Source organism: Gloeocapsopsis sp. IPPAS B-1203 (assembly GCF_002749975.1).
GTDB lineage: Bacteria > Cyanobacteriota > Cyanobacteriia > Cyanobacteriales > Chroococcidiopsidaceae > Gloeocapsopsis.
This window is the reverse complement of record NZ_PEIG01000007.1, coordinates 130,602-156,202: the sequence shown is the minus strand read 5'-3', so window position 1 is coordinate 156,202 and position 25,601 is coordinate 130,602. Positions and strand designations below refer to the sequence as shown.

Below are 25,601 nucleotides of genomic sequence, written 5' to 3'. Positions count from 1 at the left end.
CTAGGGAGTAGGGGCTATCAGCTAGGGAGAGGCAAGGATTAGTCAGTATTCTGACTTCAGGAAACCTAACTTCTCACCTAGCGTCTATCGCCGCCAAGAAACTTTAGGCAGAATTTGGTTGCGGTCAACACGATGCTGATACTTGACTGCAAAGTTAAGTAACGAGTCCAGCAGTGCTTCTGAAAGGTAATGCGGCTGCAATCCTAGGTTGAGTAAATTTGTGTTTTTAGCATTAAAGTAATGTTCTTCTTTTTCAATTCTGGGATTGTCTATGTTATTGATGTCAACACTCAATCCTAGTGATTGTCCAGCTTTTTTCACCATCAATGCTAAGTCCCCAACACTGAACTGTTCAGTAAATTGGTTAAACACGCGGAATTCTCCCGCTGCTGCTGGATTAGCGATCGCAATTTCTACACAACGTACAGTATCTCGGATGTCCAAGAAACCACGAGTTTGACCTCCTTGACCGTAAACTGTCAGCGGATGACCAATTGCTGCTTGAATGCAAAAACGATTGAGTGCTGTACCAAAAATACCATCGTAGTCTAAGCGGTTAATCAGCAACTCGTCCATACCTGTTTCTTCGGTCAACACGCCATAAACCACACCTTGGTTTAAGTCAGTTGCTCTTAATCCCCAAATTCGACAAGCAAAATGAATATTGTGGCTATCGTGAACTTTACTGAGATGGTACATACTACCTGGTTGTTTTGGATAAGGTAGTGTGTCTTTACGTCCGTTGTGTTCAATTGTGATATAGCCTTCTTCAATATCAATGTTTGGCGTACCATATTCGCCCATTGTTCCCAATTTCACCAAATGGCAGTCAGGAAACTCCCGCATAGCGTACAACAAATTCAGCGTACCGACGACATTGTTGACTTGTGTCAAAACAGCATGTTCGCGGTCAATCATAGAAAATGGAGCAGAACGCTGTTCGCCAAAATGGACAATTGCGTCTGGTTCAAACTGATGCAACGCCTGATTGAGAAAATCGTAATTGTTAATATCGCCAACAAACAAGTCGATGGATTTTCCCGTCAAATCATGCCATCGCTGTAGCCTTTGTTTTATCGGCGCAATTGGAGTCAGGGTTTCCACACCTAGTTCCAGATCCCAGTACCGCCGTACCAGACTATCCAAAATGCCAACTTCGTACCCTCGATTAGAAAGGTATAGTGCGGTTGCCCAACCGCAATAGCCATCACCACCAATAACCAGGACTTTCATCTTCAAACTGTGCTAACTCGCTGATCTTCGCTAAATCTATCAGGTTTGTGACCCCTATAAACCAAATTAATGCGTAACTGACGATCAAAATCGAAAAGTGCCGTTTACATCAGCAGGTTTCTCAACTGCAGCAAGTGCTGTCAAACTGCCATTTGGCGGCTAAGGGTCATGACTTATGATTAAAAGTTTGAATCATCAAACTTTTTTACACATAATTCTCTAACTTTTACCCTAACTATTTCCTTGAGCTTAAATATTAAGATATATAACAATATTGACGTCAAAACGTTTTACTGTCTTGACAACTAATGATAGAGTCGATAACGTGATATACATACCCGGGTAAGACCACTCAAGAGTTATATGCAAGCTAAGCAAAAAGTTACTTTGTATTTGTCGCCGGAATTGCATCGAAAATTAAAAATTCGATCCGCAATAGACTCAGAGCCAATGTCCGATCTTGCAGAAAAAGCAATCGTTTTTTACCTCAATCATTCCGACGTGGTTGAAGAAGTGGAAGCAAAGCATGGTAGAAACTATCGGCTATACCATTGCCCAGAGTGCGAAACACCGCTTGTGATGCGTGACGGTGAGATGGCTCCGGTAGGCGAACAACCTGGGATCAGAGAAGAAATCCCTGTGGAGCAGGTACCTCAAGTAGGAGCGAGTCCACAAGGTGAAGAACTAGTACCCTGTTAGGGGTTTGAAGACCGAGTAGTTAAAATTCCAGATTTTTGTCTGCATCAACTTAAGGTTCCAAGTAGGTCGACGGCAATGAAAGAAGAGCTAAACGTCTTAATACAAGCTCAATACCCTCTAATCTACCTTGTAACCTCCGAGGAAGAACGGGCTGAGCAGGCAATATCGACAATCGCCCAAATGCGACCACAACGGCGAATATTTGTATGGACAGTTACCCACGGTATTGTTGAGTATGGTCAACCCAGGAACATAACACAGCATAATACTGTATCACCTGAAGCAGCTGTTGAGTGGGTAATTCGTCAAAGAGAAGCAAGTATATTTATTTTCAAAGATTTACATCCCTTTGTTGACTCACCAGCAACAACACGATGGTTAAGAGATGCGATCGCGAGTTTCAAAGGCACGCAGAAAACCATTATTTTAATATCGCCGTTACAACAAATTCCTATTGAGTTAGAAAAGGAAGTCGTCGTTCTTGATTTCGCACTTCCGGATATGACAGAACTCAATGATGTTTTGTCACGACAACTAGAACAAAGCCGCAATCGCAGGCTCAGCACCGAAGCTAGAGAAAAGTTACTGAAAGCAGCGCTAGGTCTAACTAGAGATGAAGCAGAAAAAGTTTACCGCAAAGCGCAGGTTTATACTAAAGGTCAGCTAACTGAGAACGAAGTAGATATCGTTCTATCGGAGAAAAAGCAGTTGATCCGCCGTAATGGCATTCTAGAGTTTATTGAAGAAGACGAAACTCTAGAAGCGGTGGGAGGCTTAGAAGAACTTAAAAGATGGTTAAAACAACGCTCTAATGCTTTTACAGAAAGAGCGAGAGAATATGGATTGCCTCAGCCTAAAGGGATGCTGATTCTAGGAGTACCTGGCTGCGGTAAGTCGTTAATTGCTAAAACGACATCTCGGCTTTGGGGCTTACCTTTACTCCGCCTTGATATGGGTAGAGTGTACGATGGCTCTATGGTAGGAAGATCTGAAGCGAACTTACGTAATGCGTTAAGAACAGCCGAATCAATTTCACCAGCTATTCTCTTCATAGACGAACTCGACAAAGCCTTTGCTGGTGGTACCGGTTCTGCTGACTCTGACGGCGGTACATCTAGCCGAATCTTTGGTTCTTTCCTCACCTGGATGCAAGAGAAAACCTCTCCTGTATTTGTAATGGCAACTGCCAATCGAGTAGAACGTCTACCAGGAGAATTCTTAAGGAAAGGTCGTTTTGATGAAATTTTCTTTGTCGATCTCCCCAATGCCGAGGAGCGTAAAGAGATCTTCCAAATTCACCTTGTTAAGCGTAAACGAGATATTTCGCGATTTGATCTTGAGCAACTTGCAAAGGTTGCTGATGGATTTTCTGGTGCAGAAATCGAGCAAGCGTTGATTGCTGCGATGTACGAAGCCTTCGCTCAAGATCGCGAGTTTACGCAACTTGACATTATTGCTGCGATTAAAGCTACGCTGCCACTATCACGTACCATGACTGAGCAGGTAACAGCCCTAAGAGATTGGGCAAGGCAGCGCGCACGACCCGCAGCAGCCTCCGTCGCTGAATACCAGCGTATGGAGTTTTAAAAGCTTTCTCCTGCTACCAACAGGAGGAAAGGCTAGCAATTGCTAGCAGTTAGTTCAAAGCCGCAATGACAACTTCCCAAAACCAAAGCGGCATCTTCTGATCCCAAACGTTGTTTTTCTCAATCCCTTTAGGAGGAAACCAGAATGTCTCACTTTAGCACCCTGCGCACCAAAATTACCGATGTAGAAATCCTCAAAGCTTCCCTGCGCGATCTAGGTATCACCACCAAAACAGAAGCAGATGTACGTGGCTACAATGGTCAGCGCGTCCGTGCTGACTTAGTTGCAGTATTAGAAGGTGAGTATGACCTCGGTTGGTCTCGCAATAGCGATGGTTCTTTCGACTTAATTGCTGACCTTTGGGGCGTTGCTAAAAAGCACAATCAAACTGAGTTAATCAACTCGATTAATCAAAAGTATGCTGTCAACAAGACCTTAGCTGAAGTTAAACAACGCGGCTTACAAAATGCCAATGTTAAGTTGGTACTGCAATAAATTGCACAACGCGTTCCCAAGCATGCGGGTTAACCCAAGAAAACACAGGTTAGCCCTTTTTTGCTGTATATTCCTTTAGCAATAACTAAAAAAGGGTAGGAAGTTTCTACCCTTTTTATATGTCAAGTGATAACCACTAACAACTAAGCTAGAGCTAAATTGACTTAATTGCTATTTTTTCCCTGTCAAAGCTTCTAGGAAACTCTTTGACTTTTCTTCAACTGATGTTGCCTGAGCATTTTCCGGACGACTCATTTTATCGGCATCAGCAGCACCTTGAATTTCATTGAGACCTTCATTGGCTTTAACTTGAGTGTCTTTTCGAGAATAGGGATCGTCCATTGCTGCTTTTTGGGCTTCTTTTTCAATTGATGTAAGATTTGCCTCACCTTGTTGAGGTGCGCTAGGAGCAGCCTTTGGCTGTGGAGTGTCACTTAAAGCAGGTGCAGCGCTTGAGAATACTAAAAAAACGCAAGCACAGATAGCCATCAAAACACGAACTGGACGTAAAGCAGAGAATTTAAAACGAATAGAGCGCATACCAAGTTTCTCCTGGTTGTAGCGATTGACCATTACTAGGTTATTAACAGGATAAGACTAAGCACAATCCTATACAACTACTAGTAGTTGTATCTTGAATTGTTTCTTTAGATACATCTACAGCAAGATAGATATGTTAATCAGCGAGTTGCAGCCTAGAAGTTAGTTAAGAACTCTACTCTAGGCAACAAAGGGTCTTGCACAATACCTACGCCGAAAAAACCCCATCTTTGAAGTAAACTACCGATTTGACTTTCAGCAACTGATTCTACAGCAAATTGGTTCGCTACGTCTGCCCCGTGAGTATTAAGATAGCTGAGTGCATCAAAATCCTCGCGAAACATCAACAAATAACCGTTTTCTGCACTACTTGTACTGGTAACACGGGGGTGGGCGACAAGATAGCGTCCGTCGGCTCTAGAGCGGATGAGATAATATATTTGCGACATAAGCGATACTCAGGAGCTATCTTAGGCTGTCAAAGTATTTTTGACTCTTAACTCTAGATTGGTTTAATTTATATTTTCTAAGCGAATTCTTGGATCTACAGCCTTCAGCAAGAGGTCTGCCATTAAATTACCGACAATTAGCATGACAGCACCCATAGTCAAGCTTGCCATAACTAAATACAAATCCTGTGCTAAAACGGCTTGGAGAATAAGTCGTCCCAAGCCAGGCCAATTGAAGAAAAACTCCGCAATAAATGCACCACTTAATAAACTTGCTAGTTCAAACCCCAAAATTGTAATGAGTGGATTGACTGCATTGCGTAAGGCATGAACATAAATAACGCGGTTTTCTGGAAGTCCTTTAGCACGGGCAGTTTGAATATAGTCTTGTCGCAAAACATCTAATAATTCGCCTCTAGTAATGCGCTGCAAACCAGCAAAACTGGTAATACTCAAGGCAATAGTTGGTAAAATCATGTGCCAACCAATGTCTAAGATTTTTCCCAACGGAGAAAGGTCAGCATGGTTAATACTCGTCATTCCACCAACAGGGAAAAGTGGTGACGTGTTTTGGGCAAGAATTAAAAGTAGCAGAGCAGTAATAAAGCTCGGAAACCCTTGTCCAGTATAACTAAGAACTTGTAAGAGACGATCCACCCAGTGATTTTGTTTGACAGCGGCAATAATACCAAGTGGAATAGCGATCGCCCAAGTCAATATCAAAGAAGCGATTGCTAGTAACAAAGTTGCACCAATACGCTCCCACAATAACGAAGCGACAGACCGCTGATACACAAAACTTGTGCCAAAATCACCTTGCGTAACTATTCGCCACAGCCAGCGCCCATACTGCTCAACCCAAGATCGATCCAAGCCAAATTGCTGGCGTAGTTCTTCAATCCGTTCTGGTGAGATTTGAGGATTTTGCCGCAGTGTATCGAGATAATCACCAGGAGCAAGTTGAATAATAAAAAAAGACAGCGCTGATGCCAGTAATAGCGTTAGTAGTGCCTGTAATAGACGCTTAATAACATAAACAACCGTTTCACTATCAACTAACCTATTCAGCCAGCCCCAGCCTGTAATCGAAGAACCCCTACTCAAAGTCATATCGCAATCCGCAGTTAGTTAGCCTGAGTGAATTTAAAACAATATCGTTCGTGCTATCAATATTCAACGAGTGAAAAGACTGGTACACTATCAGGCAACTGTTTCCGCCCTTGTAAATCTCGTAGCTCGATAATAAACCCAAAGCCAATCAATTGGCAGCCGATTTGTTGTACTAATTTTGCGGTTGCACTTGCAGTTCCTCCAGTAGCCAGTAAATCATCAACGATTAAAACTGGGCTACCTGGCTGTAAAGCATCTTGATGCACCTCAAGCCGATCCATCCCGTACTCTAGTTGATACTCTACAGCATGAACCGAAGAAGGCAATTTACCAGGTTTACGCACTGGAATAAAGCCAGCACCTAATTTATAAGCTAAAGGCGCGCCAATAATAAAGCCACGCGACTCCATACCTACAACATAATTTGCTTTCAGCTCTGCTGCTAGAAACTTGTCAGTTAGGGAGTCAATTGTGTAACGCAATCCATCTGCATCGCGCAAAAGAGTTGTAATATCTCGAAATAAAATTCCAGGTTTAGGAAAATCGGGAATATCACGAATTAGGGACTTGAGATCCATAAGCGTGTTGCCAAGGTAAGTTAATGTAAAGTGGCATTTGAGAATCGTTAACAAGAGCCAACTTCTTTTATTAAGTAGGACGAAGTTGTTAAATATAGGTTCTGCTAGCTTAACGCCATCTACTATGGAGGAGTTCAATCAAAGCTGTAGTCCTGACTTGTAATTCTTCAATAGTGCCTGAAAAATCGTACACTAGATATCTAGATAAATTTGAATTCTTGCTGACATTTGCAGTTTAGTAGACGATTCTAAAACTGAGAGCTACTAAATCTCGATTTAGATTGTGAACTGCAGGAGACAAATCTTAAGTCTCCTATCCAATTGTTGGAAAGTTAGGATCTAATTGACTCAAGATCCGTCAATTCAACCAGTAGGGGAATTTTGCCCCCGTGCCAAAAGTGGACGTTTTGTCCTGTAATTTGGCAATCTAGTGGAGGTTTGTATGCCAAATTTCCTCTTCACCCGAGATCGCTTGTTAAAATGAATGCTTCTGTGAGTGTAGTACCAATAGACACTGCTGCTATCCAGTCAAATCCGTTGATTTTGGATTATTTACCTGAGCCACCTATTGAAGAAAAAGGGTGCCCGCGTCGCACCTGTTTGCAAATTGACTTGATTTTACTAGCAATTGAAGCTTTAGAAATAGGTGGTTCTGAAGCTATTCTGGATGTAGCACGAGAACTAGAACTTCAAGAAATCATCAAAAATCGGGTGAATTTGTGGCGAATGCGCAGTACAAATTCATTACGAAGAGCACATACACGCCGTCCCTTAAGAATTGTTGAGGCAAAAGCTCTTGTTGTCATTGCCTGTCACCTGGCAAGACGCTTGACAGTTCTACTACGGCAATTATTGCTGGCTTATCAACAAATGAGCGATAAGCAAATTCCCCTTGAACAAAACCTGCGCCTATCGCACTATTTAGAACGCTTTCGGGCACATTTTCGTAGTCGCATGAACCCTCGACGCTCAGGAGTCTTAGCTTACAACTCAGATGAAAAATTAAATGAACTCGCGCTAAATTTGTTAGCTCAATTACTCTTTTGTACTGGTACTGCTGGAACTCAAAGACTTTGGATGAGTTTGTTTGATGGGGAAGTAGAATGACGACAATTCGACGTAAGTACAGTTTGCCAAATTGCACTCTATTCGTAGAAGGTTTGGGCGCTCCAAGTGAGCAATCTCCTAGTGTCAGACCTGTCATATCTATGCTTGTGAATGCAGAGTGTCATATAGCAGGTGCTAAACCTTTGACGGGAGGAAGAGATTTCTTTGAGGGATTGGTTAATACTGTCAGCGGTTACGCTCAAGAATTTTTAAGTAAAGTTCCACATCCTGAAGCGCATAGCAACTCAGGTTTAGTGCAATTGCAACAGATTGATCGCAGCCATCATCGGTTAGTCGTCCACTCTAACGAATCAAATCCTAGCTCAGATCCAACTCAAGCCCCTGTCGCAATTGAGTTAACGACAGTGCAACTGTTTGATTTAGTAGAAGCCGTCGATCAATTCTTTGCAGATAGCCAGACTATCCCCACAATGTCATTGCAGCTTGCTCCTGTATCTAAGCGCTACGCTGGACATACGCCACAATTAACTAAACAAGCAGTACCAGCAGCTATCGGAGTTTCGAGTTTGGCGCTGGCTGCGATCGCTTTCTTTTTCGTCCCCATTCCCGAAGTTCGACGTCCCGAAGAACCTCAACCACAATCAAGTTCGAGTAGCAATCATTTAGTGAGTGCGATCGCTGATACTGAACAAATCGCATCTGCACAACAAAAGCTCTACAACCGTATCAATCACCTTTGGAATCGCTCTGTACAGCAAGATTTGGTCTATCGCGTGAGTGCCACAGCTAACGGAACAATTGTAGGATACAGATCTATTGATGCAGTCGCTAATGATGCAATTGAGCAAACTCCACTACCTGATTTACTTATTTATCCTGTGACAACTGCAGATGCAGTTCAAGAAGCGATCGCGCAGTTTCGGGTAGTGTTTGGTCGCAATGGAATATTGCAGGTTACTCCCTGGCAAGGCTAGTACTTACTGTTGACGCATATAGTTACCCCATAACTGAGCCGCTAGCGCACTACTACCTGTAGTTGGTGAACTGTTATCATTACCTAGCCAAACCCCAGTAACAAGTTGTTGGCTAGGAACAAAGCCAATAAACCATAAATCTTTGTTGTCGTCAGTTGTCCCTGTTTTACCCGCAGTAGAGACTCCAATTGCCGCACTTCTTCCTGTACCCCGCTGTACTACACTTCGGAGCATAGAAGCCACAACATCTGCGACATTAGGCTGGATTGCTGGGACATTAGCATCATTGCTCTGCTCGAAAGAATAAATAACTCGGCAAGTTTTTAAGTTTTCGCGATCGCTACAATCACTACTATCCAGAATTCGACTAATCAAGTGCGGGCGATTCCATACGCCATTATTAGCAATTGCCGCAAATGCACCTGTCATTTCAAGAACAGTTGTTTCGCTTTGCCCTAACACCAATCCAGGTACAGGATTTAGTGGAGATTCGACTCCTAACCTCCTTGCCATCCGCACTACCCGATCTAATCCCACATCTTGAGCCACACGCAAAGCAACTGCATTTTCTGATAAAGCTAAACCAGTGTACATATCAACACTGCCACTCGAACGCTCGCAGCCACGATATCTCTGTCCTCTCCACGAAAGTGGCGCACAAGAATAAGTTTTATAGGGAGAAATTCCCTGCTCTACAGCAGCAGTATAAGCAAACAGCTTAAATGTTGAACCTGGTTGTCGCTGTGCTTGAGTTGCACGGTTGAATTGACTCGTTTTGTAGTCAGTACCACCTACGAGGGCGACAACAGCACCCGTATCTGCATCAAGCGTAACAATAGCACCTTGTGAAAAGCGATATGTTCCCCCACTATTACTAATTGCATTGCGCAGTGCAACTTCTGCTTGGGTTTGCTGTTTTAGATCTAATTGCGTTTCGATAATAAAATTACCTTCGCGGGCAAGTTGCTCTCCTAAAATTTGCCGGAGTTCTTGAAACACATAGCTGTAAAAATAGGGTGCAATTGTATTGGCTTGTTCTTCACACACTCTACGACTCACATCTACAGGCGATCGCCGTGCGCGATTTGCTTCTTCAGTACTGATTCGCCTCTGTGCGAGCATGCGATTGAGGACGCGATTGCGGTAATCGATAATAGCTTGATGACTTTGAGCATCGCCACAAAAGTTAAAACTATTAGGAGCTGGTAAAATTCCTACCAAAGTTGCGGCTTCTGTCAGTGTCAAATCTTGCGCAGCCTTATCAAAGTAATATCGCGCAGCATCTTCAAAACCTAGGGTATCTCCGCCTAAGTAGATTCGATTTAAGTAAGTACGCAGTAAAAAGTCTTTACTGTAAAATGTTTCTAATTTCAGCGCAACAATTGCTTCTCTGAGTTTCCGCCCTAAAGAATCTTCTGGTCCTACATAATCGCGAAATAAACTCCGAGCAACTTGTTGCGTAACAGTACTTGCGCCTTGTTGAAACTCACGACCGCGAATATTAACGACGAGCGCTCTGAGGATACCAATCGGATCGACACCAAAATGCCAGTTGTAGCGACTGTCTTCAGAAGCAATGACGGCATCTGGTAAGTAAGGAGAAAAGTCTGATAACCTCTGTAAATCAACGTGGGAAGTTGTTCGCGGCGGACGTAGAGGTGTTTCTCCATCGCGGGCGTAAACGACAACTGGTGCTTGTGTCGCACCTGGTAAAGGCGTAACAGAGAACTTTGTCCATTCAATTCCAATCCCTAGTGCTAGTAGTAGCGTAACTCCACCGATGCCATACACACACCAATTGGCAGCACGGACGTACCAAGGTGGTGGATCGACATACTGTAATCTCACAGCAGCAGCAAGTTCTGGTGGACCGAGTGTAAAAATGTCTCCGTGACGCAGCGATAAAGAGGAGACTCGTCTTTTACCTCGATAAATACCGTTAGTAGAGTTTTCGTCTTTGATGATAAATGGCGATCGCTTTTTAGGATTACGGGTAATTGATAAGTGAATTTGACTGACAACTGGATTGCGGACGACAATATCGCAAGAGCGCGAACTTCGACCGAGAAGATAGCGATCGCCTAACAAGGGATAGACCTCGGCTTTATCCGCTCCTGCATCTTGCAACCAAAGTTCAGGCACTCTTGCGTTCGGTTTGAGCGCGAGTTTAGAAAAATCTACTTTGGCTTGAATTGTTTTTACTGCTTGAGTTACCTGTCCTAAAACGGTTTGCGGTTTACGAGGTGGCTGAGGTAGATTCATCGTCTATTTGCATTACCAGATTGTAAGTAAAAAAAGTTTTGATTCACTTCAAAACTATGAATGTTAAAGATTTTGCCGAAAAGAAAGAAACTTAGCCTTTATAAATGTAGTCAACTTTTTGCCTTCAACAGATAAAGGACTATCACGGGTTTTTGTGAATCTAATTCAGCGATCTCAGATGTACGTACTGAAAACATTTTACTCACAAGCTCATCATGGTTACTGAGTAAAGAAAATTGCGAGGTGCTGTCTTCAGCATTGACGTTTTGCCTTAAAGTAATTTGTTGTTATGGCGATCGCTAATGTATTCTTTAATCTTATTAAGACAATAAAACAATCTTATCTGTTTCCTGAAACCATCATTCTATTAGCATTTCTTCTTATAAAGTACCCTTACATACACAAAAAAGTCTTATATGTATCCGCATTAGGGTAGATTTTTGATACCATTTACTCTGATTTAATGATCCGAAAAATGTGTTGAGGTTAAGTGGTGTGAAAAAGAGATACATAGGTTTATTTGGTACTGCGTTGACTCTGGCATTAACTAGTAATGCTGTAGCTCAAGAACAAACTAGTGAAACTCCAGAAATTGAGCTTTCACCGCAAGGTTTAGAAATTCTATGCGAGCGTTTTCCCCTTAACTCTCGTTGTGAGGGCGGTACACCGCTAACAGGTCCTGCACCTACGGGAACAGTTGCACCTGATGCAACAACTCCTGTTCCAGACGCAACAACTCCTATTCCCCCTACAACTGCCCCTGTAACGCCTGATGGTACAACTCCATTAGATCCTACAGCACCACCAGTAACACCACTGCCAGGACCAGATGGCACAATGACTCCGGACACCATGACTCCACCAGGAGGACCTGCTGAGGGTACAACACTTCCTCCTGAAAGCCCCACCGGAGGTGGTACAAGAGTAGCTCCTGAAAGCCCAGTAAATGCTCCAGATGGTACTTCTCCAGATGCTTTCCCAGGAACACAAGAACCAGGAACAGACATGATGACTCCTCCTGGTGGTATAACACCAACTCCAGGTGCTCCAACTAGCCCAGATGGTATGATGATGCCTGCACCAGGAACACAAGAACCAGGAACAGACATGATGACTCCTCCTGGTGGTATAACACCAACTCCAGGTGCTCCAACTAGCCCAGATGGCATGATGACTCCTACACCAGGAACAGATAGCACTATACCTGGTAGTCCTACAGAAGGTGTTACACCTTAGAAAGTTATGAATGTTGAGTGTTGAGTTAAAAATGTGACAAAAGTCGTTTGATAACTCATAATTCAAAACTCAAAAGTTTAAGATTTAAGGGGATCTGGTCAACAGATCCCCTTATTTTATCGAGTACGAGTAGTGTCTTGTGATTGGGCAAATGTGGCAATGAGTAAACAAATAATACCAATATTAATAGAGACGTCGGCAAAGTTAAAAATTGGAAACTGAATCAGGCGGAAATCTAAGAAGTCAACAACACTTCCAGCAACAAAACGATCAATACCATTGCCTAGCGCACCTCCTAAGATTAATCCATAGCCTAGCTGTTCAAGAGTCCGCATGACTCCTCCAAACCAAGCTAATGCCATTAATCCTAAACTGACAGCTAAAGACAGCCAGCGTAGCCACTCAACTCTACCACTTAACAAACTAAAAGCTGCGCCAGTATTCGTGACATAAGTAAGATGAAATACTCCATTGATTATAGGCTGTGTCTCTGATAAATAAAAATTTTGTACTACCCAAAACTTAGTTAATTGATCTACAACTAGACTAATGACAGCAACAATCCAGAAAAGACGATTTTTTACACGCATGGGAATTGAAAAGCTGAGGTTTTAGAGCAAACCTAAAACCTAGAAAAAATAGTGATTTTTTGAAAAAGTAGCTAGTACAGCATAACGTATCGCAGGCAGTAAGATAAAACTGCTACTGTACAACTAATGACAAGATGTCCTGGAAGCGGGTACACAGAGTACCTTAATACAGCTTCTAAAAGGGGTGTTTGGATTAATCCTGTGCCAATGACGTAGTTCAGAAGAAGATAGCCTAAACCAGACAAATGAATAGCCAGTAAACCACACAAACAACTAAAAGTAAGTGATTCTAGTTTAGTTGAGGTTTGAAAAGCAAGAGAACCACATACCCAAGCTCCTGGAATAAAGCCGAGTAGGTAGCCAAAATAAGGTTGGTTAAGGTAACTTATTCCGCCACCTTGATAAAATACTGGTAGCCAAGTTAAGCCAAGTACCACGTAAGCAATTTGAGAGAGCGCTCCAGCCGTTTTTCCTCCCAAACAACCTACAAGCAATACTGCTCCAATTTGGTATGTTACTCCTAGAGAAGTTGTTTGAACGCCATGTTGGTTCCAACTCCAAGGTGCACTCGTAAAATGTGCTTCAATAAAAGTACCACCAACGGTTAGGAGTAACCCAACTAAAGACCATAAGATGCGATGGGGAACAGCCACTATTTTCTTCACGTTCGTCAGGATAGTAGAGTCTTGATCTTGCGTGTTCAAGCAGCAATCATACATAAAAATGTAATCATTGGCTTGATTCATCTCATTATCTACCAATACCTTAGAAGTGGAATGGCAAAGGGGGAAACAAATTTTATGAATACTAATTATTGCACGTAGTGTTCAAGCTATGTGACAAGACAAAAAGTTTTGGCTTCTTTAGCAAATTATGAAATCTCTATAAAACCTCGCCACAACTGCACAGATTCAGTCGTGGACAAGGCACTGTACTGATTAACCGAATCTACCGCTAACATACTGTCGGGTATACTCTTCTTTGGGATTATTAAAAATCGCTTCTGTTTTGTTGTATTCAACTAAGTAGCCAAAGCGTTTTCCGCCTTCTTCTGCTTCGGCATTGAAAAATGCAGTTAAATCAGCAACTCGTGTAGCCTGCTGCATATTGTGTGTCACAATCACAATCGTGTAATTCTCTTTCAGTTCTTGAATGAGTTCTTCTACTTTTCTGGTAGAGATAGGATCAAGTGCAGAAGCAGGTTCATCCATTAAAACGACATCAGGTTCAATTGCAACTGTCCGCGCGATACACAAACGTTGTTGTTGACCACCAGATAAAGACAGACCACTTTCTTTTAATTTATCTTTAACTTCTTCCCATAATGCAGCTTGACGCAGCGATCGCTCGACAATCTCATCCATCTCGCTTTTCTTGTAGCCGTTAATCTTGGCACCAAAAGCGATGTTGTCATAAATCGACTTAGGAAAAGGATTTGGTTTTTGAAATACCATCCCAATTCTGCGCCGTACCTGTACTGGGTCTACTTTATCACCATAAATATCAACGCCTTGGTAAGTGACTTTTCCACCAACTTTTGTCCCAGGGATCAAGTCATTAAGACGGTTAAAACATCTTAGCAGCGTACTCTTACCACAGCCTGAAGGGCCGATAAAAGCGACAACTTGATTTCTGGGAATATCTAAGCTGACACCCCGTAGGGCTTGAAAGGAACCGTAAGTTACAGAAACATTTTCAGCTCGTAAGATAGCTTCTTGCTTTGTATTAGTACTTCTAGAATTTGGTGTATTGATTGTGTCAGGATTCATGGCTGTGTGGGTATTGTAAAAATTGATAAGATTTAAGCTATGTTTAAATTCAACAAATATTACTCACTTCGAGCATTATTGAAGTCTCTGCCGCGCTAATAGACGCGAAGAAATACTAACAATCAAAACTATGCCTAATAACACCAAAGCTGCTGCCCAAGCAATTTCTTGCTGTGCTTTGTAGGGAATAATTGCGTAAAAGTAAATGAGAACAGGGAGTGTTGCAATCGGTGCCCAAAGATCTGTTGACCAGAAATTATTGTTCAAGGCTGTGAATAATAAAGGTGCTGCTTCTCCGCCAGCACGTGCTAAAGCTAAGGTAACGGCAGTGGCGATAGACGGTAATGCTGCTGGGATCACAATGCGGCTGATTGTTTGAAAATTGGTTGCACCTACTCCGATCGCCGCCTGGCGCATTTCTTGAGGAACAAGTAACAAACCTTCTTCAGTTGCACGTACCACGATGGGCATCATAACAACTGACAGCGCTACGCCTCCTGCAAAGGCTGAAAAACCCCCAGTAGTCAAGACAACAACAGTGTATGCGAATAAGCCTGCCAAAATTGCTGGGACTCCAGCTAACACGTTGGTTGCAAATTTGACTCCATAAGCTAACCTTGTCCCTCTGCCAAATTCTGATAAGTAAACTGCAGCTAAGACTCCGAAAGGAACACTGATTGCCGCAGCAATTCCGAGAGTAATCAATGTACCAAGGATAGCATTACCAAAGCCACCTTCTTCTAGTCCTGGAGGTGGGGGTAATTCAGTAAAAGATTGTATGCCTAGCCGACCAATACCTTGTCGTGCTACATCCCAAACCAGCGCAGCAAGCGGAACGATTGTCAAGATAGTGAAAGCACCAGTCAGGATTGTCATAAAAAAGTCAAAATAACTCCTGAAAGGCGATCGCGCTGAGCGAGTTAAATTTATTTTCTTTCCTCTACCGGTTATTTCTTCAGCAGTAGCCATATTTTCTAACCTCTTTGTTTCTTAATAGCGGGTTACTCAACGTTTTGAAATTTCTGGATGATTACCTCAGCAAGAATATTTACAATCAGCGTCAAAATCATCAGAATGAGACCGCTATATAGCAAAGCAGCTACTTGCTCTCGACCAGCTTCGCCAAATTGAGAAGCAATTAAAGAAGCGATTGTTGCACCAGGAGCAAGCAGTGAAGGGGTAATTTGGTTTGAGTTACCTACGAGCATCGCAGCTGCCATTGTTTCACCCATAGCACGACCAAGCGCCAGCATAATTGAACCAACAATGCCAGAAAAAGCCGCAGGAATTAAAACTCGTAAGATTGTTTCCCAGCGTGTCGCGCCCAACGCTAAAGCACCTTGGCGTAAGTCGCGTGGAAGCGCAATTAAACTTCCTCTTGAAATTGCGATAATTGTCGGCAAAATCATTACTGACAAAACAAGACCTAATGTCAAAAGACTGTTGCCTCTAGGAGGTGTGCTAAATAAGGGAATCCAACTAAAGTTGTCGTAAAGAAAGCTATAGAAGGGGCGCAGAAACGGAATCAAGACAAAAATGCCCCATAGTCCAATTACCACACTTGGTACAGCAGCAATTAACTCGATTGCTAAGGCAATTGGAGTTCTGACAGAATTTGGCAGAAAATCTTCACTCAAAAAGACTGCTACACCAATACCTACAGGAATAGCAATGACAAGGGCGATCGCCGCTGTAACGAGAGTACCATAAATTTGCGGTAGCGCTCCGTATACGTTACGAACGGGGTCCCAGGTTGTTGTAGTTAGAAATTGTATGCCGTAACTTTGGATAGCAGGCCAAGCACTTATTCCAATTTGCACAGCAATCCAAAGTAAAACTGCACCTATCCCTACAGCACCGATTACGGCTAACCAATAAAAGCTTTGGTTAGCTATTTGTACTGTGTCAACTCGCTTTTCTAAAGATTGACTTCTGTGTGGATGTTCAGCTAGTGAACTCATTTACTTACTCTCTACTTCAGCTGTGCTTATATTACGATCAGGGTTTTTTGTAGCTAACAGTAGTAACTACCTACTGCTAGCCATACTTTATAACTACCTAGCCAGCTTTAACCCTTTCGTCAAACACTTGGCGGATACGCTCTACGACACTCTCTGGCATGGGAATGTAACCTAACTCTTCGGCAATTGGTCTGCCTTCGGTTAAAGACCACTCAAATACATTCCGCATCGCTTGCCACTTGTTGGCATCATCATAGGTAGGATACACCATAATCCAAGTCAATCCAGCAATAGGAAAAGCTGCTGGGTTTTCTGGATCTGGTACAAGTAAGGCAAAATCATCAGGGATTTCTACACCGTCAAACACAGCACCAGCAGACTCAGGGGTAGCTGCCACATACTCACCTGATGCATTTTCTAGCACTGCTGTAGGAATTTCATTCAGCTTGGCATAAGCGTACTCAATGTAGCCGATTGTACCTTCATTTTGCTGAATTTGAGCAGCCACACCCTCGTTACCTTGAGCACCGACTCCTACGGGCCAGTCAACTGATGTGCCAACTCCAGCCTGCCAGTTGGGACAAGCACTATCTATGTGATTGACAAAAATAAATGTAGTACCACTACCATCAGAACGACGGGCAAAGATAATCTCTCTGTCTGGTAGATTTAAATTGGGGTTAGCCTGAGCAATGAGCGGATCATTCCACCGAGTCACTTGTCCTGTAACAATCCCACAGTAGGCCTCGCGCGAAAGTCTTAATTCTTGTCCTTCAATTTCTGGCAAGTTATAAGCAAGGGGTACAGCACCCGCAGCCATTGGCACTTGAATTGGCTCAGCATTGTACTTTTGCTGGAAAGACGCCAGGCGATCGCCCTGAATTGGAGCATCACTCGCCGCAAAATCGACTGTGCCATTAATGTATTGCTCTAGACCTGAGCCGCTACCTACTGATTGGTAGCTGACTTGTACGCCTTGATTGACATTTCTGTTATATTCTGTGAACCATCGCTGATACAAAGGCGCGGGGAAACTAGCACCAGCACCGCTAATATTGGCACTAGGACCTTGTTCTGCTGCTGGGCTTGTCCCTGTACCAGGAGTGGTAGTTGTTTGTTGTCCACAGGCAGCTAGACCTAAAGCTAAAGCAGCTAAAGGTGCAATAAAGGCTTTTGACTTAGAAATTTGTAACGGCATATGGCTCTTGACAATTTGCAACAAATTCAACACAAAGTTTCAGAGAAAAGTCGAGAAATAATCGAGGTTGTTTATAGGAAATGTCGCCACAGAGTGGAAACAAACTATCAGTAACTGCTTAATTCACTTCTGCCTGCATAAAATCTGATGCATCTTAATGTTACTTCAGTAGTGAACTCTGATTTACTTCACGTTCAGTATCACCATTTAGATTTGACCTATGTGGGTATACTGATCTTTTCGCTCAGTAAGTTTAAGCACCATAAATAACTTGGCAGATTTAGGTTAAGTGAAGTTTAAGTAGAAGTAGGATCTATTTGCTAGAACGAATACAAATGAAAAAAGTTAGAATTAATCGGGTCTAAATTTTGCAAGGCTAGACATTATACAGCGGTGGCTTAAGCATTGATTAATTTGTTAGATAAGAAAAATATTGAAGAAGCTACTCGCTTGTCATCACAGAAACTCACTTAGAGAAACCAGTCGCAAAAAATTATTTTTCTGTTTCAGCCATGTTAAAAAAAAGCGATCGCGTTTTACCCGCTGTCATTATTACAGGCTGCTTAGTTGGCGTCACAGCAGCGACTTATTGGGTATTAACTCAACAAAATAGATTAACAGAGATGCCTGTGGGAGCAAACATTGTCCCTCAAGAGGCATTACTCACAATATCAGTCTCTACAGATGAAAATCAGTGGCAACAATTGCGTCAATTTGGCACAGTGCAAACGCAAGCCGAATTAGAAAAGAATTTTAGGCAGTGGCGCGATCGCTTACTCACTGCCTATGGTTACAATTACCAGCGAGACATTCAACCCTGGATTGGTAAAGAGGCAACAATCGCTTTTTTGCCTCCTGAAATCAATACCAATACAACTACTAACCCTGCGCCAACGAATCAAAACCAAGCTCTACTGATGGTGTTACCAATCGCCGATCAAGCAGCTGCGCAGCAAGTCTGGGAATCAAAATCTCAAACTCAAAATAAATGGATCTCGCGTAACTATAAAGGCACTCAAATTCAAGAAACGCCAGCTACAGGGAACACAAACTATTCAGCAGCTGTTCTCGATCAACGCTTTATCGTTGTGAGTGATCATTCTCAAGCAACTGAAAAAGCAATTGATACTTATCAAAATGGGCTATCTCTAGCAAAAGTACCAGGGTATATAACAGCAATCAGTAAGATTGCTCAACCAAATCGCTTTGCCCAAGTCTATCTCAATGTACCGATCGCAGCGAGAGTCGCTCAAGCTAATCCGGCACAGACTGCAATTCCCCAAAGTTTAGCTCGCCTCAAAGAAAATCAAGGGCTAGCTAGTACAATTACGATAGAACCAGAGGGATTAAGATTTAGAAGTATTTCTTGGTTAAATCCGAACAGCCAACGCCTGCATCGAGTAGAAAATAGTGCAGGTCAGATGCAGCAACGCTTACCATCTGAAACATTTATGATGCTTTCTGGTGGTAATTTACAACAACTGTGGCAAGACTACGTTACATCCTCACAATCAAATCCCTTAGCGCCGTTTCCACCAGAAAATTTACGTGCAGGCTTTAAATCATTGACCGGTTTAGACTTAGATCGAGATTTACTCGGCTGGATGAACAGTGAGTTCTCTCTGGCAATTGTGCCTGCATCAACGCAAGCGCAACAAGATTTTATGCTTTCATTAGTACTAATGATCGAGACACGCGATCGCGCAGCCGCCAACAAATCATTTCAACAGCTAGAGCAAGTACTACAAAGTCGCTATCAATTCAAAACTCAAGAAACACAGTTAGGTAACAACACAGTCACTAATTGGATCGCACCATTTGGTACTCTAACAGCTACTCGTGGTTGGTTAGATAACAACGTCGCGTTTATCACTTTAGGCGCTCCTATCGTTGAACGTCTGCTACCACAACCTACAAAAAACTTAGCGAGTACAACACAATTTCAAAATACTGTTCCTCAACTCAATCCTAACAACGGTCAGTTTTTCCTAGATATTAATCCTACTGTTAAGGCTTTACCTTTGCCACAGCTAATTCCTGGACAAAACATTTTGCTAGAAGCAACACGCTCAATAGGAGGAACTGCTGCTGTTAGTGATGAGCGCAGTATTCGTTACGATATTTTTGTTTCATTAGAAAAAGAAAAGTCTCAAAGCCAAAGTTCCGAAAACAGAGAAAATATTTTGACAACGAGTTATTAAGTACTTACCTAATTTAATCCGTCTTTATCAGACAACAGGCTACGCTACCAGATAGGATCAGAGTAAGACACAATTAGCGGTTAAAACCGCAGTTACACAGACAAGACCTATGAACAGAGGTTTTGACAACGCTTATATTTTCGTTAGTCTACGGAGGTAAACTTGGGATATTAAGCCGCGACTAAAGTCGCCAGATATTATCAGGTCAAAGTTTATATAAAGATTTGAGAGAACACGAAAAACTATTATGAATCTCGTTTTACTACAAAATTGGTTAGATAATGCTTCCTTTGCAATTTTATTTATGACAATGTTGCTCTATTGGACAGGAGCAGCCTTTCCACGAATGAGCTATCTTCCAGCTTTAGGAACAGCTGGTATGGCGATCGCTAACTTGTGTATTGCGACTCTACTAGGAGCAAGATGGTTAGAAGCGGGTTATTTTCCCATTAGTAATTTGTATGAATCTTTGTTTTTCCTAACTTGGGGCATTACAGCAGTTCATTTAATTGCTGAAAATAATACTCGCAGTCGTTTAGTCGGTGTGGTGACAACACCTGTCGCGATGGGGATTTCTGCTTTTGCAGCACTGACATTACCAAATGATATGCAATCAGCTGCGCCCTTAGTACCAGCGCTTAAGTCCAATTGGTTGATGATGCACGTTAGTGTGATGATGATTAGCTATGCAGCCTTAATGGTAGGCTCTCTCCTTGCTATAGCTTTTCTTGTTGTTACTCGCGGTCAAAAAGTTGCCCTTCAAGGTAGTTCAGTTGGTACGGGTGGTTATCGTAACAACGGTTATGTTTTGCACAAAGCTGGTGAAGTCACGCCAACCGAAATTAATTTAGATAACTCTGTTGCGGCTTTTCAAAGTAATGGCAGCAGCACCGCAGTTATCGAGGCAGTAAAAACAATTCCAACTCCAAATCCTACTCATTCAGAACCCTTATCACCTCAGCGCCTCAGCTTAGCAGACACGCTTGACAATATTAGCTATCGCGTCATTGGTTTAGGATTTCCGTTGCTCACAATTGGGATTATTGCGGGTGCAGTTTGGGCAAACGAAGCTTGGGGTTCTTACTGGAGTTGGGACCCAAAAGAAACTTGGGCGCTGATTACATGGCTAGTATTCGCGGCTTATCTTCATGCAAGAATTACTCGTGGTTGGCAAGGACGCCGCCCAGCAATTCTAGCTGCAACTGGCTTTGTTGTCGTTTGGGTTTGCTATCTCGGTGTTAATCTCTTGGGTAAAGGTCTACATTCTTACGGTTGGTTTTTCTAATTGTGTCTTGTGGCTAATTGTGCTTTCTCTTGATGGCTAAATGCTCAAATTGGAGTTTGTTACACGCGAAAATACATCGGATATTGCGATCGCGTTGTCTTTTGCCACGCTACCAACGCATACTTGTTGCTGTGTCAGGAGGGCAAGATTCGCTATGCTTAGCCAAATTACTTCTAGACTTACAACCCAAGTGGGAGTGGCACTTAGGTATTGCCCACTGTAACCATCAATGGCGTAGTGATGCCGCAGCAAATGCAACTTATGTATCCCAGCTTGCCCAGTGGTGGAATATACCGTTTTACAGTGAAACTACTGATTGCAAATTACACAGTGAAGCAGCCGCTAGAGAATGGCGCTATCAAACCTTAAGCGCGATCGCCCAAAAAAACAACTATAGTCATATTGTCACAGGTCATACGGCAAGCGATCGCGCCGAAACGCTACTTTATAACTTAATTCGCGGTAGTGGTGCTGATGGCTTGCAAGCACTCACATGGCACCGCCCACTAACAGCAGAAATTATCTTAGTGCGTCCTTTATTGGAAATAACCCGAGTTGAAACTGCACAATTTTGTCAGGAAATGCAACTGCAGGTTTGGGAAGATTCAACTAACCAAAACCTCAAATATGCAAGGAATCGGATTCGTCAAGAACTGCTACCATATTTGTATCAATTCAATCCTAAAGTCGAGCACAATTTAGCTCAGACGGCAGAAATTTTACAAGCAGAGGTAGAATACCTAGAATCAGCGGCTCAACAACTCCAGCAAAATGCAACAGTAACGACCAATGAAGCAACTATTCAGCTCAATTGTCTTGTCTTACGTACTGCACCGCTAGCGTTGCAACGTCGCGTCATCCGTCGAGTTTTGCAACAAACGCTGGAAACGGCTCCTAGCTTTGAACACATCGAAAAAGTTGTTGTTTTGATTGCAGCCCCTAACGGTTCTCAAAGCGATCCTTTACCTGGAGGAGCGATCGCCCAAGTTAAAAATGGCTCGATATGGATTTACACAAATTTAGCACCCCAAGTAAGTGGGTAAAAATAAAATTAAAGGTCAATAGTCAATAGTGAACTGATGACTTTTTAAGGCACTGCCGTTTCAATTTGAGGAATGAGGCTTTCTAAAACTTGACAAAGGCGGGCGATTTTCTGATGCTCGTCGCTGTCATTAAGGCTAGCGGCAATCTCTTCTAATGGTTGCTGCAGGGAGTTCCAATTTTCTTGCATTGGTTGCAATACCTCTTGTGACAAATTCACTCTTCCCCAAGCTTCTGCTACAGACACTTGTAAGGAATGTAAATTTTGCTCTAGATTGTGCCATTCTTGCTGTTTGACAGTGCGGAGCTGAGTTTGAGTATCGACTAAGCTTTGTAGATGTTCAATACTCGATTGTAGCTGTGCAAGCTCTTGTTCTAGTTTTTGCAGTTCCTCAACTTTTCGGTGCTTATGTCTCTCAAGCTGTGCTAATACAGGCTTTAAATCTAGGCTAGGTTCATCAGTAAGCGCCATAAAATAATTGACACCTTGCTGACGCCATAAAATCTGTAAATGCTGCTGCAAAACTGCTTTACGTAGTCGGAGGTTTTGGCGTTGTCCGACTAAAGTTTCATTTAGCATTTGATAGCGATCGGATTCTTCAGCTAATTCAGTCTCTACTTGCCCTCTTATTGAAGCATCACCATCATTCAGTTTTGCTTGCAATTCTTCTACAGTTTGCTTTTGAAATTTTAGTTCTTCCTCTTGATCGTTCACAAAATGAGAGTTTTTATTCAAGTCTTCTTGCAAATCATGTACAAGTTGTTGCAACTGCTCTAATGGCATTTGTTCTAACTCAGTTACATTTACTTGATGACTAACATCTAACTGAGTATTAATTTCAGTCATTTGAAATATTGCTTGCTGTAATTTATCGTGTTCTTGTAACTGTAACTTCAACGATTGAGTATATTCTTGTTTATAATTTAAGACAGCAGTTTTTGCTTTCAACTCAGACATTGACTGTTCTAATTGTTGCTGAATTTGTTGCCACTCTGCAAAGGTTTCTTGCCATGCTTGAGCTATATTTTCAAATTCTTGTTGTTGTCGACTTGCAGAAGTCTGCTGCTGTTCTATTTGCTGCCAATGCTGACTTAATACGGTCTGTTCATTCGTAAGATTGTCTAGCACAACAGTTAGTCGTTCTTGGAGTACTTTAGGTAACGCGTTATCAGACAAGTGTGCTATCAATTGCTGAATTTGCTCTATTTGAAATCCATCTAGCCCTGAATGCTGTAATTCTGTCAGACGATGCTTTTCCCTTTCTAGTTCTTGCCAAGCCTTAGCTAAACTCTGGTGGCTAGATTCAATTTCCTGGCGCAACATTTCTGCCTCTTCTTGCCCAGTTTTTAGTTCGTGGTGACGTGCTTCTAATTGTTTAAACTCTGCCTCCATTTGCTGAAGTTGTTCCAAACGCGCTTCCATTTCCATATTGCGACGATTCATTTCCTGACTTTGATAAGTCAAAGATTGTTTCCACTGCTCAATCTCTTCTTCCTGACGCTTAAATTTTTCGAGTAAGCGAGAGAAGTTTTGCAAAATATTAACTAAAGGGCGTCCTGCTTCTTGAATACGTTGCACTTGTCGATTTGCATTTACATCAGCCAATACCAATGCCCCTGTAGCAAGATTGCTAGCTTCTTCAACAGGAATAACTTCTTCCCCTGGTACAGAATTCCAACTTTGGTCACTTCGCTGAAAGGCTAGCAATTTAATTTCAACTTTTCCAGCACCCATAAATCCGCTTTTCTGCTTTTGAACTTCTGCTAAATACAGCACACTAATCGTCCTCTTAGTTTATATAAATTTATTAAATTATTTTAAGATTTTTAACTAATATAATCACATTGACTAAAAGCATTTATCAAAAATATTACGCACACAATCTTAGTTTATGTATGTAAGTCTATTTTTCTATTATTGAGGCAATCAGTTGAAATTGAATATTAATGACTCTCTTAAACAAATCATATTTAATAGTTTTCTAAACAGATTCAAATTACCTAACTTTTTTTAAAAATAACCTTCTATACACAACAAACGTCAGTTTTTTTAGCAAGCAAAAAAGCCTCTAAATACTAGCAGTATCATAACTTTCTAAAATCTACCACCGTGTATTTACCGAAAGGAGAAATTTTCGGGTTGTGAGTGTATTAGAGCAATCAGTAAATTCTCGCTTGGTTACTTATTTAGTTAGCGTTAACTTGGTTTTGTAGTTAAGAATTTTCTGTGACAGTATAACAAATTATTTTTGAATTCATTATCACAACAAGTTTATTTTTAATTGTATATGCGACGTTAAAGCCTTAAGAGCTAATTCATATTTTCTAGAAAATTAAACAGTAGTTAATTCCTGAACTACCAAATTTTATACAGGAGATAAGTTAATAAATATGGCAACAGTTTTAGTTGTGGAAGATAGTCCTACACAAAGGGAAATTATTATACAACTCTTACAAAGGAGTGGTTTACAAGTCACTGTAGCTCATGATGGAGTTGAAGCTTTAGAACAGATCCAGGTATCTTGTCCCTCAATCGTAGTGCTTGATGTTGTTATGCCAAGGATGAATGGTTATGAGCTTTGCCGCAAGCTAAAAACTGACCCAAAAACTCAAAATGTCCGAGTTATTATGTGTTCGACAAAAGGTGAAGAATTTGACCGTCATTGGGGAATGAAACAAGGCGCTGATGCATATATTGTTAAACCTTTTCAATCAAATGAATTTTTAGGAACGGTTAAACAATTACTGCAAGGATAAATTAACCTCATGGTCGGTAATCTAGAATTATTAACAAGTAGTACTCCAGAGCAAGCTTCAACTCAGCTTCAAGAATTAGAAAGACCAGAGGGAGAGCTACATTTACGCTTTTATCTTACATCTGGTCAAGAGTTAGCCTTCAGTGCAATGGCAATTAGAGAAGTACTTTCTGCACCGCCAGATCGGATTACACCTATTCCTAATGCTTCTCCATTAATGCTAGGGACATTAAATTTACGTGGAAGAGTTCTGTGGGTAGCTGACTTAGGGCAATTTTTAGGCGAAACGTCTGCTGTCAATACAGATCGGGCAGAAATTCCGATTATTGCGGTTGAAGATCAAGAAACAATCGTGGGGTTAGCAGTAGAACAAATTGTCGGTATGGAGTGGTTAGATGTTGAGGCAATTCAGCAACCGACAGCAACAACAGATAGTATAAATCCCTATTTGCGGGGTGAGTGGCTATTAGGCGATCGCACCCATCAGTGTCTCCGACTGCTCGACCAAAAAGCAATCTTACGGAGTAATCGATGGGCAGCAGTATGAAATTAAGGCAAGCGGAGACGGC

At 42.0% G+C, this 25,601-nt stretch carries 24 protein-coding genes; 11 read left to right on the top strand and 13 right to left on the bottom strand.

What is annotated here, in order from left to right:
* Positions 1-84: 84 nt before the first annotated feature.
* On the bottom strand, positions 85-1,233 hold the full coding sequence (locus tag CSQ79_RS14390; RefSeq protein WP_099701862.1) for a UDP-sulfoquinovose synthase: 1,149 nt from the start codon (positions 1,231-1,233) through the stop codon (positions 85-87).
* Positions 1,234-1,596: 363 nt separating this feature from the next.
* On the opposite strand from CSQ79_RS14390, the gene CSQ79_RS14385 reads away from it, so the two are divergent.
* The 3 genes from CSQ79_RS14385 (at position 1,597) to CSQ79_RS14375 (ending at position 4,014) form a co-directional block, all read left to right on the top strand.
* A complete protein-coding gene (locus CSQ79_RS14385) occupies positions 1,597-1,932 on the top strand; it encodes a slr0373 family blue light stress response protein (RefSeq protein WP_099701861.1) in 336 nt (111 codons plus the stop codon).
* Between the two features lie 75 nt (positions 1,933-2,007).
* Positions 2,008-3,519 (top strand): stress-responsive protein Ycf46, encoded by a 1,512-nt coding sequence (ycf46, locus tag CSQ79_RS14380; protein ID WP_099701860.1) that lies wholly within the window; start codon positions 2,008-2,010, stop codon positions 3,517-3,519.
* Positions 3,520-3,663: 144 nt separating this feature from the next.
* Entirely contained in the window at positions 3,664-4,014 is a 351-nt protein-coding gene (locus tag CSQ79_RS14375) for a DUF1257 domain-containing protein (RefSeq protein ID WP_015187595.1), read from the top strand.
* Between the two features lie 171 nt (positions 4,015-4,185).
* On the opposite strand, the gene CSQ79_RS14370 is transcribed toward CSQ79_RS14375, so the two are convergent.
* From CSQ79_RS14370 to CSQ79_RS14355, 4 genes are all read right to left on the bottom strand, one after another.
* Positions 4,186-4,554: a low temperature-induced protein gene (locus CSQ79_RS14370; RefSeq protein WP_099701989.1), complete on the bottom strand. Its 369-nt coding sequence runs from the start codon at positions 4,552-4,554 to the stop codon at positions 4,186-4,188.
* A gap of 155 nt (positions 4,555-4,709) precedes the next feature.
* Positions 4,710-5,003 (bottom strand): hypothetical protein, encoded by a 294-nt coding sequence (locus tag CSQ79_RS14365; RefSeq protein WP_099701859.1) that lies wholly within the window; start codon positions 5,001-5,003, stop codon positions 4,710-4,712.
* A gap of 63 nt (positions 5,004-5,066) precedes the next feature.
* The gene (locus CSQ79_RS14360; RefSeq protein WP_099701858.1) at positions 5,067-6,113 is read right to left on the bottom strand and encodes an ABC transporter permease; all 1,047 of its coding nucleotides are present in this window, start codon (positions 6,111-6,113) and stop codon (positions 5,067-5,069) included.
* A 56-nt stretch (positions 6,114-6,169) separates the two neighbouring features.
* Complete coding sequence (locus tag CSQ79_RS14355) at positions 6,170-6,691, bottom strand: adenine phosphoribosyltransferase (protein ID WP_099701857.1); 522 nt, start codon at positions 6,689-6,691, stop codon at positions 6,170-6,172.
* 480 nt (positions 6,692-7,171) lie between these two features.
* Here CSQ79_RS14355 and CSQ79_RS14350 point away from each other — a divergent pair, with 480 nt between their 5' ends.
* Both CSQ79_RS14350 and CSQ79_RS14345 read left to right on the top strand, forming a co-directional pair.
* Entirely contained in the window at positions 7,172-7,798 is a 627-nt protein-coding gene (locus CSQ79_RS14350; protein ID WP_099701856.1) for a DUF3038 domain-containing protein, read from the top strand.
* Entirely contained in the window at positions 7,795-8,733 is a 939-nt protein-coding gene (locus tag CSQ79_RS14345) for a DUF4335 domain-containing protein (protein WP_099701855.1), read from the top strand. The genes CSQ79_RS14350 and CSQ79_RS14345 overlap by 4 nt, the downstream gene beginning before the upstream one ends.
* A gap of 3 nt (positions 8,734-8,736) precedes the next feature.
* Here CSQ79_RS14345 and CSQ79_RS14340 read toward each other — a convergent pair whose 3' ends face one another.
* Entirely contained in the window at positions 8,737-10,995 is a 2,259-nt protein-coding gene (locus CSQ79_RS14340) for a transglycosylase domain-containing protein (RefSeq protein WP_099701854.1), read from the bottom strand.
* A gap of 495 nt (positions 10,996-11,490) precedes the next feature.
* On the opposite strand from CSQ79_RS14340, the gene CSQ79_RS14335 reads away from it, so the two are divergent.
* Entirely contained in the window at positions 11,491-12,231 is a 741-nt protein-coding gene (locus CSQ79_RS14335; RefSeq protein WP_289501133.1) for a hypothetical protein, read from the top strand.
* A 116-nt stretch (positions 12,232-12,347) separates the two neighbouring features.
* Here the strand turns inward: CSQ79_RS14335 and lspA are convergent, their stop codons facing one another.
* The 6 genes from lspA to pstS form a co-directional block, all read right to left on the bottom strand.
* Complete coding sequence (gene lspA, locus CSQ79_RS14330; protein ID WP_099701853.1) at positions 12,348-12,821, bottom strand: signal peptidase II; 474 nt, start codon at positions 12,819-12,821, stop codon at positions 12,348-12,350.
* A 71-nt stretch (positions 12,822-12,892) separates the two neighbouring features.
* A complete protein-coding gene (locus CSQ79_RS14325) occupies positions 12,893-13,477 on the bottom strand; it encodes a biotin transporter BioY (RefSeq protein WP_099701988.1) in 585 nt (194 codons plus the stop codon).
* A gap of 282 nt (positions 13,478-13,759) precedes the next feature.
* Complete coding sequence (gene pstB / locus CSQ79_RS14320) at positions 13,760-14,590, bottom strand: phosphate ABC transporter ATP-binding protein PstB (RefSeq protein ID WP_099701852.1); 831 nt, start codon at positions 14,588-14,590, stop codon at positions 13,760-13,762.
* 75 nt (positions 14,591-14,665) lie between these two features.
* Entirely contained in the window at positions 14,666-15,559 is an 894-nt protein-coding gene (gene pstA, locus CSQ79_RS14315) for a phosphate ABC transporter permease PstA (protein ID WP_099701851.1), read from the bottom strand.
* 32 nt (positions 15,560-15,591) lie between these two features.
* Positions 15,592-16,551 (bottom strand): phosphate ABC transporter permease subunit PstC, encoded by a 960-nt coding sequence (pstC, locus tag CSQ79_RS14310; protein WP_099701850.1) that lies wholly within the window; start codon positions 16,549-16,551, stop codon positions 15,592-15,594.
* Positions 16,552-16,648: 97 nt separating this feature from the next.
* Positions 16,649-17,749, bottom strand: a complete 1,101-nt coding sequence (gene pstS / locus CSQ79_RS14305; RefSeq protein ID WP_099701849.1) for a phosphate ABC transporter substrate-binding protein PstS — start codon at positions 17,747-17,749, stop codon at positions 16,649-16,651.
* 512 nt (positions 17,750-18,261) lie between these two features.
* Between pstS and CSQ79_RS14300 the strand changes: the two genes are divergently transcribed.
* From CSQ79_RS14300 to tilS, 3 genes are all read left to right on the top strand, one after another.
* Positions 18,262-19,950, top strand: a complete 1,689-nt coding sequence (locus CSQ79_RS14300; RefSeq protein ID WP_099701848.1) for a DUF3352 domain-containing protein — start codon at positions 18,262-18,264, stop codon at positions 19,948-19,950.
* 247 nt (positions 19,951-20,197) lie between these two features.
* Complete coding sequence (gene ccsB / locus CSQ79_RS14295) at positions 20,198-21,235, top strand: c-type cytochrome biogenesis protein CcsB (protein WP_099701847.1); 1,038 nt, start codon at positions 20,198-20,200, stop codon at positions 21,233-21,235.
* A 32-nt stretch (positions 21,236-21,267) separates the two neighbouring features.
* Complete coding sequence (gene tilS / locus CSQ79_RS14290; protein ID WP_099701846.1) at positions 21,268-22,278, top strand: tRNA lysidine(34) synthetase TilS; 1,011 nt, start codon at positions 21,268-21,270, stop codon at positions 22,276-22,278.
* A 44-nt stretch (positions 22,279-22,322) separates the two neighbouring features.
* Here the strand turns inward: tilS and hmpF are convergent, their stop codons facing one another.
* Positions 22,323-24,053: a pilus motility taxis protein HmpF gene (gene hmpF / locus CSQ79_RS14285; protein WP_143755456.1), complete on the bottom strand. Its 1,731-nt coding sequence runs from the start codon at positions 24,051-24,053 to the stop codon at positions 22,323-22,325.
* Positions 24,054-24,667: 614 nt separating this feature from the next.
* Between hmpF and CSQ79_RS14280 the strand changes: the two genes are divergently transcribed.
* Together CSQ79_RS14280 and CSQ79_RS14275 are read left to right on the top strand one after the other, a co-directional pair.
* Positions 24,668-25,033, top strand: a complete 366-nt coding sequence (locus CSQ79_RS14280; RefSeq protein WP_099701844.1) for a response regulator transcription factor — start codon at positions 24,668-24,670, stop codon at positions 25,031-25,033.
* 9 nt (positions 25,034-25,042) lie between these two features.
* Complete coding sequence (locus CSQ79_RS14275; protein WP_099701843.1) at positions 25,043-25,579, top strand: chemotaxis protein CheW; 537 nt, start codon at positions 25,043-25,045, stop codon at positions 25,577-25,579.
* The last annotated feature ends 22 nt before the right edge of the window (positions 25,580-25,601 follow it).